This is a genomic window from Colwellia sp. BRX8-7, assembly GCF_014077275.1.
Taxonomy (GTDB): Bacteria; Pseudomonadota; Gammaproteobacteria; order Enterobacterales; family Alteromonadaceae; genus Colwellia_A.
This window is the reverse complement of record NZ_JACGVP010000011.1, coordinates 86,553-103,825: the sequence shown is the minus strand read 5'-3', so window position 1 is coordinate 103,825 and position 17,273 is coordinate 86,553. Positions and strand designations below refer to the sequence as shown.

The 17,273-nt window shown below is 39.1% G+C and carries 20 protein-coding genes; 7 read left to right on the top strand and 13 right to left on the bottom strand.

Features of this window, described 5'->3' with window-relative positions:
* Positions 1 to 15 precede the first annotated feature (15 nt).
* From H4J57_RS12290 to H4J57_RS12270, 6 genes are all read left to right on the top strand, one after another.
* Positions 16 to 738, top strand: coding sequence for a tetratricopeptide repeat protein (locus tag H4J57_RS12290; protein WP_182214699.1), 723 nt, complete (start codon positions 16 to 18; stop codon positions 736 to 738).
* A 156-nt stretch (positions 739 to 894) separates the two neighbouring features.
* Positions 895 to 1,023 (top strand): DUF3149 domain-containing protein, encoded by a 129-nt coding sequence (locus H4J57_RS20090; RefSeq protein ID WP_157470907.1) that lies wholly within the window; start codon positions 895 to 897, stop codon positions 1,021 to 1,023.
* Positions 1,024 to 1,465: 442 nt separating this feature from the next.
* Positions 1,466 to 3,841, top strand: a complete 2,376-nt coding sequence (locus tag H4J57_RS12285; protein ID WP_182243101.1) for a heavy metal translocating P-type ATPase — start codon at positions 1,466 to 1,468, stop codon at positions 3,839 to 3,841.
* Between the two features lies 1 nt (position 3,842).
* Positions 3,843 to 4,253, top strand: a complete 411-nt coding sequence (cueR, locus tag H4J57_RS12280; protein WP_182243099.1) for a Cu(I)-responsive transcriptional regulator — start codon at positions 3,843 to 3,845, stop codon at positions 4,251 to 4,253.
* 329 nt (positions 4,254 to 4,582) lie between these two features.
* The gene (locus tag H4J57_RS12275; RefSeq protein ID WP_182221215.1) at positions 4,583 to 5,566 is read left to right on the top strand and encodes a hydrolase; all 984 of its coding nucleotides are present in this window, start codon (positions 4,583 to 4,585) and stop codon (positions 5,564 to 5,566) included.
* Positions 5,563 to 5,814 (top strand): YheU family protein, encoded by a 252-nt coding sequence (locus tag H4J57_RS12270; protein ID WP_182243097.1) that lies wholly within the window; start codon positions 5,563 to 5,565, stop codon positions 5,812 to 5,814. Before H4J57_RS12275 ends, H4J57_RS12270 begins: the two co-directional genes overlap by 4 nt.
* A gap of 46 nt (positions 5,815 to 5,860) precedes the next feature.
* Here H4J57_RS12270 and H4J57_RS12265 read toward each other — a convergent pair whose 3' ends face one another.
* Genes H4J57_RS12265 through nudE form a run of 3 tightly spaced genes read right to left on the bottom strand, consistent with a single transcriptional unit; the run spans position 5,861 to position 7,882 of the window.
* Positions 5,861 to 6,439, bottom strand: coding sequence for a YceI family protein (locus H4J57_RS12265; protein ID WP_182243095.1), 579 nt, complete (start codon positions 6,437 to 6,439; stop codon positions 5,861 to 5,863).
* Between the two features lie 28 nt (positions 6,440 to 6,467).
* Positions 6,468 to 7,292: a 3'(2'),5'-bisphosphate nucleotidase CysQ gene (gene cysQ / locus H4J57_RS12260; protein ID WP_182214710.1), complete on the bottom strand. Its 825-nt coding sequence runs from the start codon at positions 7,290 to 7,292 to the stop codon at positions 6,468 to 6,470.
* 29 nt (positions 7,293 to 7,321) lie between these two features.
* The gene (gene nudE, locus H4J57_RS12255) at positions 7,322 to 7,882 is read right to left on the bottom strand and encodes an ADP compounds hydrolase NudE (protein WP_182214712.1); all 561 of its coding nucleotides are present in this window, start codon (positions 7,880 to 7,882) and stop codon (positions 7,322 to 7,324) included.
* 99 nt (positions 7,883 to 7,981) lie between these two features.
* Between nudE and yrfG the strand changes: the two genes are divergently transcribed.
* Complete coding sequence (gene yrfG, locus H4J57_RS12250) at positions 7,982 to 8,656, top strand: GMP/IMP nucleotidase (RefSeq protein ID WP_182176448.1); 675 nt, start codon at positions 7,982 to 7,984, stop codon at positions 8,654 to 8,656.
* 79 nt (positions 8,657 to 8,735) lie between these two features.
* Here yrfG and H4J57_RS12245 read toward each other — a convergent pair whose 3' ends face one another.
* The 10 genes from H4J57_RS12245 to gspE are packed head-to-tail and all read right to left on the bottom strand — an operon-like array spanning position 8,736 to position 17,272.
* A complete protein-coding gene (locus H4J57_RS12245; RefSeq protein WP_182214715.1) occupies positions 8,736 to 9,479 on the bottom strand; it encodes a type II secretion system protein N in 744 nt (247 codons plus the stop codon).
* Positions 9,479 to 9,949 carry a type II secretion system protein GspM gene (gene gspM, locus H4J57_RS12240; RefSeq protein ID WP_182243093.1) on the bottom strand — a complete coding sequence of 157 codons (471 nt, stop codon included), beginning with the start codon at positions 9,947 to 9,949 and terminating at the stop codon, positions 9,479 to 9,481. The genes H4J57_RS12245 and gspM overlap by 1 nt, the downstream gene beginning before the upstream one ends.
* Positions 9,949 to 11,283: a type II secretion system protein GspL gene (gspL, locus tag H4J57_RS12235; RefSeq protein WP_182243091.1), complete on the bottom strand. Its 1,335-nt coding sequence runs from the start codon at positions 11,281 to 11,283 to the stop codon at positions 9,949 to 9,951. The genes gspM and gspL overlap by 1 nt, the downstream gene beginning before the upstream one ends.
* Positions 11,283 to 12,311, bottom strand: a complete 1,029-nt coding sequence (gene gspK / locus H4J57_RS12230) for a type II secretion system minor pseudopilin GspK (RefSeq protein ID WP_259364606.1) — start codon at positions 12,309 to 12,311, stop codon at positions 11,283 to 11,285. The genes gspL and gspK overlap by 1 nt, the downstream gene beginning before the upstream one ends.
* A 42-nt stretch (positions 12,312 to 12,353) precedes the next feature.
* The gene (gspJ, locus tag H4J57_RS12225) at positions 12,354 to 12,962 is read right to left on the bottom strand and encodes a type II secretion system minor pseudopilin GspJ (RefSeq protein ID WP_220465911.1); all 609 of its coding nucleotides are present in this window, start codon (positions 12,960 to 12,962) and stop codon (positions 12,354 to 12,356) included.
* Between the two features lie 11 nt (positions 12,963 to 12,973).
* The gene (gene gspI / locus H4J57_RS12220; protein WP_083277946.1) at positions 12,974 to 13,372 is read right to left on the bottom strand and encodes a type II secretion system minor pseudopilin GspI; all 399 of its coding nucleotides are present in this window, start codon (positions 13,370 to 13,372) and stop codon (positions 12,974 to 12,976) included.
* A complete protein-coding gene (gene gspH / locus H4J57_RS12215) occupies positions 13,362 to 14,003 on the bottom strand; it encodes a type II secretion system minor pseudopilin GspH (protein ID WP_182221222.1) in 642 nt (213 codons plus the stop codon). Before gspH ends, gspI begins: the two co-directional genes overlap by 11 nt.
* Before the next feature lie 18 nt (positions 14,004 to 14,021).
* Entirely contained in the window at positions 14,022 to 14,456 is a 435-nt protein-coding gene (gene gspG, locus H4J57_RS12210; protein ID WP_182214818.1) for a type II secretion system major pseudopilin GspG, read from the bottom strand.
* 22 nt (positions 14,457 to 14,478) lie between these two features.
* Complete coding sequence (gene gspF, locus H4J57_RS12205; RefSeq protein WP_182214719.1) at positions 14,479 to 15,702, bottom strand: type II secretion system inner membrane protein GspF; 1,224 nt, start codon at positions 15,700 to 15,702, stop codon at positions 14,479 to 14,481.
* A 13-nt stretch (positions 15,703 to 15,715) separates the two neighbouring features.
* Positions 15,716 to 17,272, bottom strand: a complete 1,557-nt coding sequence (gspE, locus tag H4J57_RS12200; RefSeq protein ID WP_182214820.1) for a type II secretion system ATPase GspE — start codon at positions 17,270 to 17,272, stop codon at positions 15,716 to 15,718.
* Position 17,273: the final 1 nt, after the last annotated feature.

Below are 17,273 nucleotides of genomic sequence, written 5' to 3'. Positions count from 1 at the left end.
AATAATGAGAACGTTATGAAAAAAACAATATTCGCCCTTTTTTGTCTATCTATAGTAAGTAGTGTTTCGAGCTTTGCTTATCAAGGTGATCTTGACCAAGGCATTTATGAATTAAACCGTGGTGCTTTTAAAGCGGCTATAAATGAATTTGAACCCTTAGTTGCTCAGGAGTATTCTCCTGCGCAGTATCAAATGGCGCTTATTTATTTAAATGGTTACGGCGTTACAAAAGATCCCAAAAAAGCGTTGGAATTAATGTCCTTAGCCGCTTCACAAAATCACCCCGACGCACTATTTAGTTTGTCACTGATGTATTCTGACGGAGTCATCGTTAAAAAAGATTTAAAAACCGCTTTTGCACTGATGGAAAGAGCAGCGATAAGAGACTCCGTTGCCGCACAATTTAATCTTGGTGTTATGTATTTCAATGGCACGGGTACATATAAAGACTATCCAAAAGCCGCACGTTGGTATGAAACTGCGGCAAAGCAAAACTACGCCCTAGCCCAGTTTAATTTAGCACTGATGTATTTTGAAGGATTGGGTGTTGAGAAAAGTGTAGAGATGTCTTTTATATGGAATATTATTTCCGCAAGTAATGGTTATCAAAATGCAGGAAAAAGTCGCGATATGGACTCCTTAAAACTCAGCAATGTAGAAATAGCTCAAGCAAGGGAAAAGGCTGACCGACTTTATCAACAAATTATCGAACAAGAAGCATTAAAAGCTAAACAATAAAACCTTAGCTCTAAAAAATAAGACAATAATCTAAGGGATAAATTTAAGGTTCATTGATCTATATCACAACCATAAAGTAACCCACGATTTAAAATGGCTATAACATTACGTTATAGCCATTTTTGTTATAACTCAATTATTTTTATGGAGTCTATTATGAACTTTTTCGATATGATTATTAATGATCCCGTTGTACTTTATTCTTTTGGCGGATTAGCAATTCTTTTAGGTATTGGTGCTTTTTATGTTTATTATTTTCTTAAAAACATCAATGAAAATAATTAGGTAAAAACCTGTATAAGTTGATTAAAGTTGCAACCTTCTAAATTAAGGTGGAAACCGTTAAATAAAGTCAGCAACTGCAATTATTACGTTTAAGCACCGAAAATATCTTTCAAAAAATTTAATTAAACGTTGAAGTAGTTAATTTCTACAATATAACCCTAAGGGCAATAGCTGCCAAAGAGGAGTCTTTAGCAACCTAAAATTTTGCAGGCGTATATTTTACTGTTTGATACGAATATAGACATTAAAGATTTAACCTCAGGTATCGCTGATCTAAAAAAGCAGTCATTAAGATTGTTGTACTCCTCCTTAAAATACGGTGTTCACCGTTAAATTATAAATTGTTACTTATAACACTTTTTATACTAAAACAGTTGACCCTACTACCGTGGTAAGCTTTAACCTCAACTTAGTTCTACAATTCAATTAAGATGAGAAGCTTATGAATACAACTACACAATTTATAATTGACGGTATGACCTGTGCTTCATGTGTCGGTCGTGTTGAAAAGGCCTTACACAAAGTGGTTGGCGTGACAGATGTTACCGTTAACCTAGCTACAGATACGGCTACTATTCAAGGCACTGCCAGTCATAGTGAATTAATTACCGCTGTTATTGAGGCTGGTTATCAAGTGCCCGTAAAGGTAAAGCAATTTGGTATTGGAAAGATGAGTTGCTCCTCTTGTGTGACGCGGGTCGAACAGGCATTGTTAAAAGTAACCGGTGTGGTCGATGCATCGGTCAATTTAGCCACCGAGCACGTACAAGTAAAAACTTTATCCTTTGTAACGGATGAACAACTAACCCAAGCCGTGACACAAGCCGGTTACCTTTTTATCCCGTTGAACAATGACAGCGTGATAGAAAAGCCCAGCCAACATCAGCCTTTTTATACTAAAGCATGTTGGCCCGTATTGGGAGCAGGCCTACTTACCTTGCCACTGGTGTTACCCATGTTAGGCATGTTGTTTTCCCAACAGTGGATGTTACCGCCAGTTTGGCAATGGCTATTAGCTACGCCAGTACAGTTCTATTTTGGCGCTCGCTTTTATCGTGCAGGCTGGGGAGCATTAAAAGCTGGCATGGGCAACATGGATCTTCTTGTCTCCATAGGTACCAGTGCAGCCTACGGACTATCTTTGTATTTGTGGTGGAGCTTTAATAGCGCTCATGGCATGCCGCACTTGTATTTTGAAAGTAGTAGCGCAGTAATAACCTTGGTTCTGCTGGGTAAATATTTAGAACACAAAGCAAAACGCCGAACAACTGATGCACTTAGAGCATTGGAAAATTTGAAACCTGTTGAGGCAACAGTGCAGCGCTTAGGTAAATGGCAAAAAGTGGCCGCTTCATCAGTAAAATCAGGTGAAAAAGTTAAAGTAATACCGGGCGAAAGCATCCCTGTTGACGGTGAAATTTTGCAGGGCCAGAGTCATCTGGATGAGGCGTTAATTAGTGGTGAATCAATTCCGTTAAGTAAAAAAGAAGGTGACGTTGTCACGGGTGGCTCACTTAATTTGGACGGTATTTTGGAGATCCTTGCCACGAATGTTGGTAGCGAATCTACTTTATCTAAAATTATTGAATTAGTAGAGCAAGCCCAAGGTGCAAAAGCTCCCGTACAAGCAATAGTAGATAAAGTCAGTAGTATCTTCATTCCTGTGGTGTTATTGGTCGCACTTACCACCTTATTGGTGTTGGGTTTAGTATTTGATGACTGGACCAATGGCATTCTCAATGCGGTAGCCGTTTTAGTGATTGCCTGTCCATGTGCACTTGGTTTAGCAACTCCAGCAGCCATAATGGCAGGTACAGGAACCGCTGCCAGATTAGGCGTATTGGTTAAAGATGCAGTGGCGTTAGAGCAGGCAAAAGAAATAAATTTAGTGGTATTTGATAAAACAGGCACCTTGACCCAAGGCAAACCCGTTGTAAATGAGATGAGGGTCATCAGTGGTAGTGAAGAAGCAGTATTGCAGCTGGCCTATTCCTTACAAATAAATAGTGAGCACCCATTAGGCAAAGCTGTGGTTGAAAAAGCATTAGCCAGCGAAACACAACCAATACCTGTCGCTGAATTTCAAGTTGTCGCGGGTTATGGTGTCAAAGGCAACATTGGTGACAATTTAGTCTTGATGGGCAGTAGTCATTGGATGCAGGAGTTAGGGGTAAAACTTCCAACCGAACACATAAAAATACCAGGTGCCTCTGTTTCTTGGTTGGCTAGTCAGCAGCAAGATAAGATCACATTACTTGGGCTGTTTTGTTTTAGTGATAAATTGAAGTCTGATGCGCTGCAGGCTGTGAAGCTACTGCAACAACAAGGTATAAAGGTTGCTATGCTTACCGGTGACAATCAAGCGAGTGCAACATCGGTAGCGACAGAATTACAGTTAGACGATTTTAAAGCTGAGGTGTTGCCTGCAGATAAAGCAAAATATATTCTGCAATATCAAGAGCAAGGTTATCAGGTTGCTATGGTTGGTGATGGCATTAATGATGCGCCAGCGCTAGCCCAAGCAGATTTGGGTATGGCAATGGCGTCTGGTACTGATGTTGCCGTTAGCGCAGCTTCTTTCACGTTAATGCGCAGTAAACCAAGCCTAGTACCCACGGCATTGATCATTGCAAGGCTAACTTATCGTAAAATACAGCAAAACCTTTTTTGGGCATTTATCTTTAATGCTGTGGGAATTCCACTAGCAGCCTTTGGGTATCTTGACCCTATTATTGCCGGAGCTGCGATGGCATTTAGTAGCTTATTTGTCGTCAGTAACGCATTGTTATTGCAACGTTGGACTCTTAAGGAGAAATAACATGGCGAAACTTGTCACCATAGGTAAAGCCTCTAACTTAACAGTGGTGTCGGCCAAAATGATCCGATACTATGAAGAAATTGGCGTATTAAAAAAAACGAGTCGCACAGATGCAGGTTATCGACTTTATAACCAAGCACACATACAACAATTGGGATTCATCCGTCGTTCGAGAAATTTAGGTTTTTCCATGATTGAGATTCAGTCACTGCTCAAGTTCTGGCTCGATACTGATAGAGAAAGTCGACACGTGAAGCAACTAGCGTTGAGTCATTTACAGGAGATAAATGAAAAAATATTGGAGCTAGAGCAAATGAGAACAATATTACAAAAACTAGCTGATCAATGTGATGGTGACGATAACCCTGACTGCCCTATTTTAGAAGGTTTAGCTCAACTTTCATCTGAATAACGAAGGATAATTGTTTTTTGTTATACTAACAGCACTTGTCTATGTTGATTGTCATGCATTATCTGCACAATTAATCTTAAATACTGAGGTGTGCTTATTAACTTATCTATTAATCAATCTTCCTCTACGCTCAATGTAATTGAACGTCAAAACAAATCACGTGAAGAAAATGATGAAAAGGTATACTCATTAATCAACGAATATAAGACAACAAGTTTATGATGGCGTTTAGCCTTGTAAGCTTTTTTTTAGCCTAAAAATATCTATTTATTTTCAATTCACATACAATAATAAAACTGATAAACCACAACAGACCACTATAACTTTAAATGTTTACTCAAAGTCAATTCACTCCAGCTTGGTGGCTACACAATCCTCATTGCCAAACTATTATTGCAAAATTTTTAAGATCTAGAAAACAGCTAGAAACTTGCAATGAAACAGTGGAGTTACCTGATGGCGACTTTATTGATTTAGCATGGACCGATAAACCTAAACCTAATGAAACTCGTCCTTTAGTGGTTGTTCTTCATGGTTTAGAAGGTTCAGTTAACAGTCATTATGCTAAAGGAATGTTATCGGCTATTAAAGAGAAACAGTGGATCGGAGTACTGATGCATTTTAGGGGCTGTAGTGGACGAGTCAATAGAAAAGCACGTTCGTATCATAGTGGCGATACTGATGATATTAGTTATTTAACGCAATTTTTAAAGAAAAAATATCCACAGCTTCCAATGACAATTATTGGCTTTTCTTTAGGGGGTAATGTACTAGCGCGCTATTTAGCAAAAGAACCTAATAATCCTTATCAAGCCGCTGCAATCATTTGTGCCCCTCTACATTTGGCCAGTTGTAGCAAGCGGATTAACAAAGGCTTTTCGCGTATATATCAGAAATATCTAGTGGGCATGCTCAAAGACAGTATTAAGGATAAAATGGACAGTAATCTACTCTCTGCTCCGCTATCGCAAAGACTGGCCCATAAGCTCGATGAAATTAAGACCATTTGGCAATTCGATCAACTGGTAACAGCCCCTATTAACGGTTTTGAGAGCGCTGAAGATTATTATCATCAGGCGAGTGGACGTTTTATTTTGGATAAAATTAAACAACCCTGCTTAATTATTCATTCAAATGACGACCCTTTCTTATGTGATGAAAATACCCGTGATATTAGCAGTATTCCCAGTAACATATGTTTTGAGGTCAGTAAAAAAGGGGGGCATGTTGGCTTTATCAATGGTAATAATCCCTTAAGACCAAAGTTTTGGCTAGAACATCGTGTTCCAAATTTTTTAGAGAGCTACCTATGATAATCCCCTACAAAGATCTACAACCCGATACGTTAACAGGTATTATTCGAGAGTTTGTTTTACGTGAAGGTACCGAATATGGTGCGGACGATGTGTCTTTGTCCGAAAAAGTGGCGCAAGTAAAAATACAACTTGCTAATGGTAGTGCGTTTTTAGTTTATTCAGAGCTTCATGATACGGTAAATATTTTACCTATTGATCAGTTTGAACAACAACAAAACGAGCAAGAACAAGAACAAACGCAATAGTTATTTTATAGCAACGAACACCCTGTGGATGTTCGTTACTTATTTGCTATTGGGTGAAAGTTAATACAAAACTTACCGGCACGGCATAAGCAATGCTTGGTAGATTTGCTAATGATTTTAATTTATTAATACCTGCCACTAACGCAAAGTCTTCGGCTTTAATGATAGCCGGCTTTAAGGTGCTCACTAGCATATGATTTGCTGATAGCTTAGCCACCATAACATTCAATGTAAGTTCTTGCTGGTGACCATGTAAATTCAGGCTACCCGTAAGTGACATTTTCTGACTTGAACCGATAGTTATCGCATCAATATCTGCACGATTAAGTTGCGCACTAAAGCTCGCTTGTGCAAAAGTAGCTGTTTCAAAGAGAAACTCCGCCATTCTTTGATCACGTATCGCAATATTGGTGTCAACACTGCTTAGGTCAATGGTCACATTTGCCAGGCCGCTATTGTTGATAACACCCGTAAATTCTTTAAAGCTATGACTTTCAGCCACAGTGCCTTTTTTAATCGACACAAAAGTTAACGATGAATTTTTAGAGTCCAACTGCCAAGCACTATAGGCTGGTGCCGTAAGCAGGAGTGAAAGGCTTAAAATAAAAGTAGATATAATACGCATAATAGGTCCTTTGAAAATAAAATAAAAATTAAGAGCGTCGCGCTCGATGAGGGGTCACAATACTTTGCCACGGAATATTACTCGCACCTAAAGTCATAAAGTCAGGATTCATTAATCCTTCCCGTTGATTATAAGTTAACGGTAAAAACTCACTATCAATTATTGAGCCTCCCGCTTGTTCGATAATACAATGGCTCGCTCCTGTATCCCACTCACCTGTAGGACCAATACGTAAGTAACAATCTGCACCACCTTCAGCAATTAGACAGTTTTTCAGTGAGCAACTGCCTAATGCCACATATTCAAAAGCAAAGTTTTCGTTGTTAAGGTATTGCCCCATTAGGCTGAGCTCTTGTCGGCGGCTTACCGCCACTTTGATTTTTCGTTTGCCATCATATTTAGCGACATGAATTTGCTGGCTACCGGTATGGCTTTCTTTAAAAGCGCCAAGCTTATTTTGTCCATAGTAGGTAAGTTGGTGATCTGGTGCGTGAATAACACCAATACTTGGCCAGCCATTTTCCACCAAAGCGACATTAACAGCAAAATCGCCACTGCCTTTAATAAACTCACCTGTCCCATCAATAGGGTCGAGTAGCCAATATCGTGACCAATTTTTTCTTTGATTAAGCGCTAATGCACCAACTTCTTCAGAAATAATAGGAATGCCAGGTGCCAAGCGTGACAGCTCTTGCATCAATACATCGTTAGCCGCATAGTCAGCACTAGTAACGGGGCTATTATCTTCTTTAATTTCTGACGTGTAATTGCCCGACTTGTAATGCTTAGTAACTTCTAGGCCTGCTTTTTTTGCACTTTCTATCGCGATGGCGAGTAACGTTTCATTGTTCATTAATCTTCACTTACTTTTTCTTTTGAGTGTTATTTTAAAATATTCTTAACTAAATCTTTTACCAGCATTAGAGCAGCTATGCTTCTTGCTTCATTAAAGTCAGGTTGGGCAAGTAATGATTGATAGTCGGCAAGTTTCCATGAGACAACTTCTAGCTCTTCAGGTTCATCACCGGGGAGTTTTTCTGCATATAAACTTTCAGCAAGAAATATTTCCATTGAGGCAGAGAAAAAAGCCGGTGCTGTTGCGACTCGATGCACATGGGTGAATTTATTCGCCCCATAGCCGACTTCTTCTTTTAACTCACGATTAGCAGCATGCTCTGCACTTTCGCCTTCATCAATAAGTCCTTTCGGGAAGCCAAGCTCATATGTATGGGTGCCAGCACAATACTCGCGTACTAATAAAAACGTTTCATCGTCTAACATAGGTACAATTAATACAGCGCCTCGACCGTAGCCTTGCATGCGTTCATATTCTCGCTCTACGCCGTTACTGAAGGTGAGATCTACTTGTTCTATAGCAAACAAGCGACTCTTGGCAACTTGCTTACGTTGAGTGACTTTGGGAAGTGTTAAACTATTGCTCATGGTAGCTAAACCTAAGAGTAAAATATTAATAATATAGTTTTAGAATAGCACGTTAACTTTAGATATAATTAATAATTAATCGCTCTTAGGAAAAATAATATGCTTAATTGGTCAAAAATTTCTACCGTACTTTTAGATATGGATGGAACGATTTTAGATTTACATTTTGACAACCATTTCTGGCTCCATCATTTACCACTACGTTACAGTGAGCATGCAAAGATTTCACTTGAGCAAGCAAAAGAAAACTTAGCAAGCCACTATGAAAGAGTTGCTGGGACCATTGACTGGTACTGTTTAGACTACTGGGCTGAACAAACCCAATTACCGATTCAAGCATTAAAACGTGAAGTACAACACTTAATTAGCTTACGCCATGATGCTCATGATTTTATGGTGGCACTACGAGAGAGTGGACGAGAAATAATACTGGTTACTAATGCTCACCCAGATAGCTTGTTGCTTAAGATTGAACGCACGCAACTCGATAAATATTTTGATGTTTTATATTCTACGCATGAATTTGGTGTTACCAAAGAATCACAATTATTATGGCAACGTCTTCAAGAGAAACAAGGTTTTAGCCTAGAGAACACTTTGTTTGTTGATGATAGTATCAATATTTTAGCATCGGCTCAACGCTATGGTTTTGAACATTTATTAGCGGTTGAAAACCCAGATAGTCAGAAAACACCACATATTGTTAACGATTACCCATCTACATCAGACTTTAGAACATTAATTGATGAAATAAAGAAATATCCCATTAAGTAATGGCTATTATTCATCCTGACGTAAAGCCAGGATGAAATAGGTTTAGCCTAAGTAACGATTAATCACCGTATTAAATGGCTTAAAAATTCAATCGATAGCGCCCTTGGTTATCAGCTTTGCCAATAAAGGACAGCAGTGGCTTTAATTTTTCAGGGAAGTTCGCACCTGGCTTTAAATAACCATTTCCAGAAGCTCTATTGGTATTATGCAGATAAGCGGTAAACGTGAGTCCAAGATCGTTTTCAGGGGCAATGATAAACGCAAGCGCCCCTTTTTCACAAGCCAACTCAGCAGATAACGTACCTAAATTTGCTTTTTCTGATAATGCGGTGATAGCTGCCTTGTTCCATTTTATTAAGCCCTTCATTTGCTGACATACAGGCTTGCCGAGTATAAATTCATCAACACTGAGTTCAATAAGGTTGTGGGCTTGCATCGGGATAGCTAGATTAAGCTTTTCCGTAATTTGTTGTGCAGCTACTGTGATATCAACATTAGTAATTTTTATCTGCTTAAGCAATTGGCTTGCTGTCAACCTACCTTCTGGTCCACTGACTAAGGCACCGCCAAAAGTTAACTTAATTGTCGGGTCAAGCATCAATAATGAGAGGAAACTTAACTCACTACTGACATTGTTAATGTCGACATTATCAATGCGGACTTGTTTTGCATAACTTTGCCACACTGTGCCAGAAAGTTGAGATACTTGGCTGTTTTTTGGTAAATTAATAAAGCTAACCACCCAAGCTGCAGGCATAGTTGCAATTAAAAAAATCAAATATAAACTAAAGAACATTGCTCCGTAAGCAAACCACTTTTTCATTAACCTTTTCCTAATTGTAAGCGACGAACTCTAACAACACCGTTGCGATCGGCTTTACTTAAATCAATACTTTTCACTAATAAACTTTCATTATTGGCTAAAAATTCAAGCCAACTAAGTAACTGTGTAAAGGGGACTTCATCAATCCATACTTGTAAGTCTTCACCTTGAGGTTGCAAGCGAGCTATCGAAATATTATTACGACCGGCACTGCTGTTAACAATACTAGAAAGGCTGGCATTGCTGGCTGATGATGCCACTCTTTTTTGTGACTGTTGATAGCGCAGGGTATTTTCTTGCACCCAGGTATAAAGCGCTTGTTGGCGCATGATTTTTTGTTGAGTTTTATCAGTATTAGTAACCAATGGTTGCCACACTGCGCTGTAAAATAAAAACAGCACTACAACAAAGCTCATCATAGCAACGAGTCGTTGCTCAGAGCTTTTTAATTGTTGCCACCACGTTTTCATTATCGCCCCTTACTTGTGTTTGTTGATTGCTGATTATCATCATTACTGGTTATGCTGAATGAGCCAGAAATTTGATCACCTTGATTATTTTGCGCGCCCATAGATACCGTCAGATTACTCTCTTCAAGAGCGATTTTTAACTTATCAAAATACTGATAATCACTGGCAATTGCCTGCATACGAATCTCGTTGCGCTTACCATCAAACTTCAACGTTTGGGGTTTTATTTCAGGCACTAAAGCTAACGCTGGTTGCACTTGAGTTAAGATAGCTAAAAAGCCACTTTCTCCACTAGCCCCTCCTACTTCTTTGAGTTTCTGCTTAAGTTGGGAGCGAATAGTTGAGACTCGAACTCGCTTAGTTTTTGGAAAAGCCTTTTTATAGGTACTAATGATTTGCTGTTCAATTTCAGCCTGTTGACTATGAAGCTGTATTAATTCGGCACCTTTAATACCGACATTAAGCAATAAAGCGAACATGGCAATACCTGCGGCCAAAAACCAACTTTTTAGCACGGGTGAGCGCTGTTCTTTAACTTTGAAGTCACCCTGTAGTAAATTGAACTTACCCGCTTTTTCATGATTATATGTAGCGGCTAATAACGCCAAAGGCAGCTCTTCTGGCATCGCATTGATGGTCAGTTTAGCGATGGTTTCAGGTAATATTGAATAAGCATTTAATGAGAAACTGTTGGGTACGTCATTATTGCTATCATTATCCGCTACTGATTTTTGCTCACTGCTAATTTTCTCTACTGTTTGAGTACCACTAAGTGACTGACTAATTAACGGCCAAGTGTTGCTGTCTATGGTGATCCCTTGCCATTGTCCTTGGCGTATCAGTATTTGCTCACCTAATACAATTGCACTACCAACATTCACTTCATTAGTCAGTGGCATTGCAAGTACATCTGGGATGATTTTTTTACAGGTAATATCTGCACTTTTTAACCACCCTTGCCATAATGCCAACTGAGCAGATTCGATAATTGCAACAAAGCAATTGTGCGCACTACCGACAATTTTGATATCACTATAAGCGAAAAATAACTCTTCAACATCTTGTGCTAATTCATCTTCAAGCATATACGGCACAGCTAAGCGCATCGCTTTTGAAGATTTACTGGGTACCGTTAAACTTTTCAAACTGATATCACTGGCTGGCACAAACGTAATGACTTCACGTTGTTTGGCTTTCTCAGCTAATTGCTCTAACGCATTGGCATTGGGGAGTTCACCACTGGCAATGATGCCTTCTTGATCGTCACTAAATATTACCCAGTGCACTACGTCTTTTGCGTTAGTACCTAATCGGATATATAACTTTTCGGTCATTACTCTCGTCCTATGGTACGACTCACTACGGAGATATTATTATTGCTTTCAACTTTCATTAAAGTGCTCAACGCGAAGTAGCTGTCATTAAAACTAGCGATACTTTTTAGTTTAAAATAATGGCTAACAACATCGAACTGCTCTTTTTGATCATTGGTTATTTTTGTATGTTTTGATATATCGGCTAAATTAAAAAACTCATCTCGTGTTTTAAAACCAGCACCCTCTCGGCTAGCCAAGGCATTTTCTGCATCCGCTAAAGGAATACCTAAAAAAGCCTCCAACAATTCAGGTTGGTCGCTTCTTATGGTGTTTATATTCATTTTATGAAGATTATTATTAGGTATTACGCAAGCATACTCTTTTAATTTATTAATAACCGGCACAGTAAAGTGTTCAATTAAGCGTAGTTCGGTAATACTGGCCAAATAATAATTAGCGGGTAAATAAGGAAACTCTTTTGCAGAGTAATCATTATCTTCAGCACCACCAGCACTGGCTATAGCGCTGTTTTGATCAAGCCAGTCAACCAATGCATCGGTCATGTATTCAGCATCAAACTGACTAACACCTTCAACATTAAGCGACATAATTAATTTTTGGAAAGCGTCTTCTATTGGGCGCCTTTGAGTGCCCGTAGGAGTAGCATTATCATCAGGCCTTAAAGCATTTAAATTAAAACAGGCTTGCATATCAAAAATTTCGCCGGTAATTTGTCCAAAGTCAACAGGATAACTTGTTTCGCCTTGAGCCCAAATTTGTTCTAAATGCGTTACGTCTTTTTCATCTTTAAAAACATTGATTAATATTCTTTTTGCAAACGCTTCTGCGCCCATCGCATACCAATAAGCCTGCTGATTTAGCGTAACATTATTAGTACGTTGCATCTGCAACTGCAAGCGCGCAGTCATCTGTGTGGCTAATACGGCGGCTAACGCGACGATAAGCAAAACAGTAATTAACGCCACACCGGTCACTTTTTTAGCGGTCGACTTACTCATATCAGTACGGCACTGAGAGTTCTTCATTAGACCTCCCATAACGAACAGCACAATACGTAGGCTTTAAATTTAGACATCATCACCCGCCACTAAAAATTCTCGTCTTATAAGCCCATAATCTTTAGTTATTAGCTCAACAGCAATCGCTCGAGGTAAACTTTTATTTATAATTTGTTTTTGCCATTTTTTGTCATAAAAAAACTCAAAATTTAGCGCTTCAATCTCGGTGATTAACTTTCTTCTTTTAGGCTCTTGCCCTTGGATAGCGTCAACAAAATTAAAATGAAGTCGCTCAAAGGTTCCCTCATTTAATTGATAAGCGACTGATTGCATATTGCTACGCGGTAATAGTAGACCTGGATTTGTCCATCCGTTGCGAACAAAAGCTAAGGTACTTTCGCCATTTGAAAAACTATTGCTGTCAGTATATAAAAAATCTTGCTGGGGAGCTTCGCCATTTAATCGAATACTGCGTTTAGCAATTTGCAGTAAATCACGCTCGATAAGTAAAAAGCCTCGCTGTAATTCATTAACGCGTTCGGTACGAATTTTAGATGACTCATTACCTTTTAATACCGTATTAAAAATAGTGAAACTACTCATGCTGATCATTGAAAAAATAGCGATAGCTATTAAAACTTCTAACAAGGTAAAGCCATTATTCGTTGGCTTATTCAAGCAAATCTTCACTACGGCTGGCTCTTTGAGATATAGGTAACCATACTAGTGATCGCTAACTTTTCATCTTCTTTATTACGAATTTCAATCGTTATAGCACGCATATTCTTATTTTCTGTTTTAAGCACTTTTTGTAGCCAAAACCATTCTTGGCCAGCCATTTCTACGGTGCCTTTTTTATTGTTTTTTGGTGGCCATGTTGGATCTAATGTCATCGCAACTAATTGATTTGAAGCCACCCAATTGGCTAATACTTTATTTTCTAAATGACTTAAATTCTTAAAGTTATTGTCTGCTGCACTTAACAACGCAATACCCGCGATTGAAAAAATAGCCATCGCTAACATGACTTCAATTAAAGTGAAGCCTAATGAAGCCGTTTTAATGACCCGTTTCACCTTATTCATCATCAAAGAGTGGCCCTTCAACGGTTATCGGTGTGGTGTATAAACCGGTCGCCTTAAAATAAAGTTTTGCTTCGGTGTAATTATTTTTAACGAATTGAAAACGCAGACTAAACGGTGTTATTTCACCGCCTGAGAGTATGTAAATTTGGGGAATAAGTATTTTTTTTTCTATATTATTACCGTCATCATCTTTAGCTACGTCTTCATCTAAGTCGTTCTCTTTATTAGCCGCTTGCAACTCATTAAATACTTCAGTATCAAATAATTGTGGTTCTTCAATTGGCAAGTCATCAAGTTGTAAAATCAACTCAACACCTTCAGGTAATTTATAGCGACTGAATAATTCATTATCAGAGATATCCGACCACGTTATGCCGTCGTACCCTAAAAACTGATAACCTTTTTTGCCAATAACTAAGCCTAATTCAATATTATTTAGCATGCCATATTCAGCAGCAATATTAAAAACGCCAGCAAAACGTTTACTCGAGAGTTCAAGTGTTTCTTCGGCTTTATCACCTGAAGCACTAAACTGAACAACCGAAACCATTAAACCCACCAGCACAATAACCAACATCACTTCAATTAAAGTGAAACCGTTAACTACTGTGCTGTTTTTGGAATAATGCTTCATATTAAGAGTTCACCAAAACTACTGGTAGTCGCCAAGGTTCCAGTTGCCAATATCGTCTTCTGTACCAGGTTCACCGTCGGGTCCCATGGTAAAAATATCAATATCACCATTTTCGCCTGGATTTAATAGTTGATAGGCGTTGCCCCAAGGATCGTCAGGTAAACGTTTAACATAACCCCCGTTTGGAAAACGACGCGGTAAAGGTTCAACGTCAGTTTCTTCAACTAAAGCTTCTAAGCCTTGTTCAGTCGTTGGGTAGTTATAGTTATCCATTTTGTACATACTTAACGACGTTTCTAATGCATTAATATCTTGTACTGATTTTTGAAGTTTTGCGGTATCCATATTGCCCATCAAGTTTTGAACAACAACACTGCCTAACAAACCTAAAATAACAATAACAACCATCACTTCCAATAAAGTAAAGCCACGTTGTTTATTTTTCACTTTCATTGGTTGAATTTTTTTGTGCACATTAACCTCCTACTAAGGTATTTAACTGAAGAATTGGCTGTAAAATAGCCATAACTATAAAAAGAACGATACCTGCCATAGCGATCATCAAGGCGGGCTCAAAAGCTTTTAGCGATATATTCATCAACGCTTCAAACTCCCTGTCTTGGTTGTCTGCTGATCGACCAAGCATATGTTCTAACTTGCCACTTTTTTCACCACTAGCAATCATATGAAGCATCATCGGTGGAAATAATTTCGTTTGCTCTAAAGAAACTCGTAAACTCGCGCCTTCGCGCACTTTATCGGCCGACTCTTTAACGCATTGCTTAATGTATAAATTTTCTAAAACTTCACCTGATATTTTCATGCTTTCCAGCAAAGGAACAGCACTGGCGGTTAAGATACTTAAGGTACGAGCAAACCGAGCGGTATTAATACCACGAATAATTTTGCCCAGCCCTGGAAAACTAATCACCTTGCGATGAAAAGCAAACTTGAAGCTGGCCTTTTTCATTAAATGATTAAAGCCACCAATCAGTAATGCAATCAAAATAAGGATATACAAACCATTATCTCTTAAAAAATCACTGGTACTAATTAAAAACTGAGTCGTTGCAGGTAAGTTTGCGCCCATGTGATCAAACTGGCCAACAATTTTAGGGACTACCGCCGTTAACAGTATTGCGATAACGCCTATGGCTACGACCGTCATAATAACGGGATAAATAAGCGCTTGAATGATTTGTGAACGTAAGTGTTCCCGTTGCTCGGTGTAATCGGCTAAGCGGTTTAAAACCGTATCTAAGAAACCGGATTTTTCACCTGCGGCAACCATTGCTCGGTATAAGTGACTAAAGACATGCGGAAACTCGGCCATACTCTCCGCTAAACCATAACCTTCGGTTACTTTTGTTCGCACCGCCATGATCATACTTTTCATGCTGTTTTTTTCACATTGTTCGCCAACGGCAAGCAAAGATTCTTCAATCGGTAAACCCGACTCGACTAATGTTGCCAACTGACGTGTGATTAAAGCAAGTTCAGCAACAGATACTTTTGTTCGTCCACCAAACCGTGATTTATTCGCGGCTTGCTTAGTTTTTTGTAAGCTTGGCGTTACTTCAGTAGGCATTAAGCCTTTGTCACGTAATAAGCCACGCGCTTGTCTCGGTGTATCACCTTCGATAACACCCTTTACCGTTTTACCACGGCTATTTACTGCTTGATAATCAAAAGCTGCCATAATAAAACTCTAGTTAATCTTCTTTGGTAACACGCAAAACTTCTTCGAGTGTCGTTTGTCCGGTCAACACTTTATCAAAGCCGTCACGGCGTATGCTTGGCGTATTTTGGCGAATAAACTTTTCAATAGCCTGCTCACCTTTACCATTATGAATAAGCTCGCGTACTTTATCGTCGACAACAATAAGTTCATGAATACCCATACGGCCTTTGTAGCCCTTTTGGCTACATTCACTACAACCAACTGCGCGATAAATATGCTGAGTGTTGTCTTGAGGTAACTCAAGTAATTTAAGCTCTGGGCCATCAGGTAAATGGCTTTCTTTACAATGCGGGCACAATGTTCTCACGAGTCGTTGTGCTAAGACCCCCAAGAGACTTGATGAGAGTAGAAACGACTCTACGCCCATATCTTCCATACGAGTAATGGCACCAGCGGCACTGTTAGTATGCAATGTCGACATCACTAAGTGACCGGTTAAACTCGCTTGCACGCCAATTTGAGCGGTTTCTAAATCGCGTATTTCACCAACCATAACAACATCGGGATCTTGGCGAAGTATCGCCCGTAACCCGCGAGCAAAGGTCATATCAACTTTGGTATTAACTTGTGTTTGTCCAATACCTTCAATGGCGTACTCGATGGGATCTTCAACCGTTAAAACGTTACGCTCTTTCGAATCAATTTGGCTCAGTCCCGCATAAAGCGTGGTACTTTTACCCGATCCCGTAGGACCCGTAACTAAAATAATGCCATGGGGTTTTTCGATGAGTTTTGAAAACTTTATTCGGTTGGCAAGTGTCATGCCTAAATCTTCTAAATCGAGACGAACCGAGTTCTTATCAAGTAAACGTAGTACCACACGCTCACCATGGCCCGTTGGCATTGTTGAAACACGTACATCAACAGCACGACCGGCAATGCGCAAAGAAATACGACCATCTTGTGGTATGCGTTTTTCAGCAATGTCGAGTTTTGCCATAACCTTGATACGAGAAACTAATAATGAAGCAAGTTTACGATTTGGCTTTAATACTTCACGTAAAACGCCATCAACACGAAAACGAATTTGTAGCGCTAATTCAAAAGTTTCAATATGAATATCAGAAGCATTTTCTTTTATTGCTTCACTCAACATCGCATTGATCAATTTGATGATTGGCGCATCATCTTCATTTTCTAGCAGATCTTCTGTTTCTGTCATCTCGTCAGCGAGAGAATACAAGTCAACTTCGTTGCCAATATCTTCCATCATCTGTTGAGCTTCTGAAGAGTCTCGTTGGTATGAAATAGTTAATAACTGTTCAAATTCATCTAACGAATGAAATTCAATAGCAAAGGGGCTTTTTAAGACCCGACGCACTTCTAATACTGCCGCACTTTTAACATTGGCTAAGCAATGTAAGGTGTATTGGTCGTTACTTTTACTAATGAGTACATGATGACGTTTGGCAAAATTAAAAGGCAAACGGCTGATCTGCACTTTTACTTCTTCTGCCTCTTGACCATTACCTGCAACATTTAAAGTCACTACGCTGTCGATGTCTTCTCTCTTTTCAATATCAGCCATA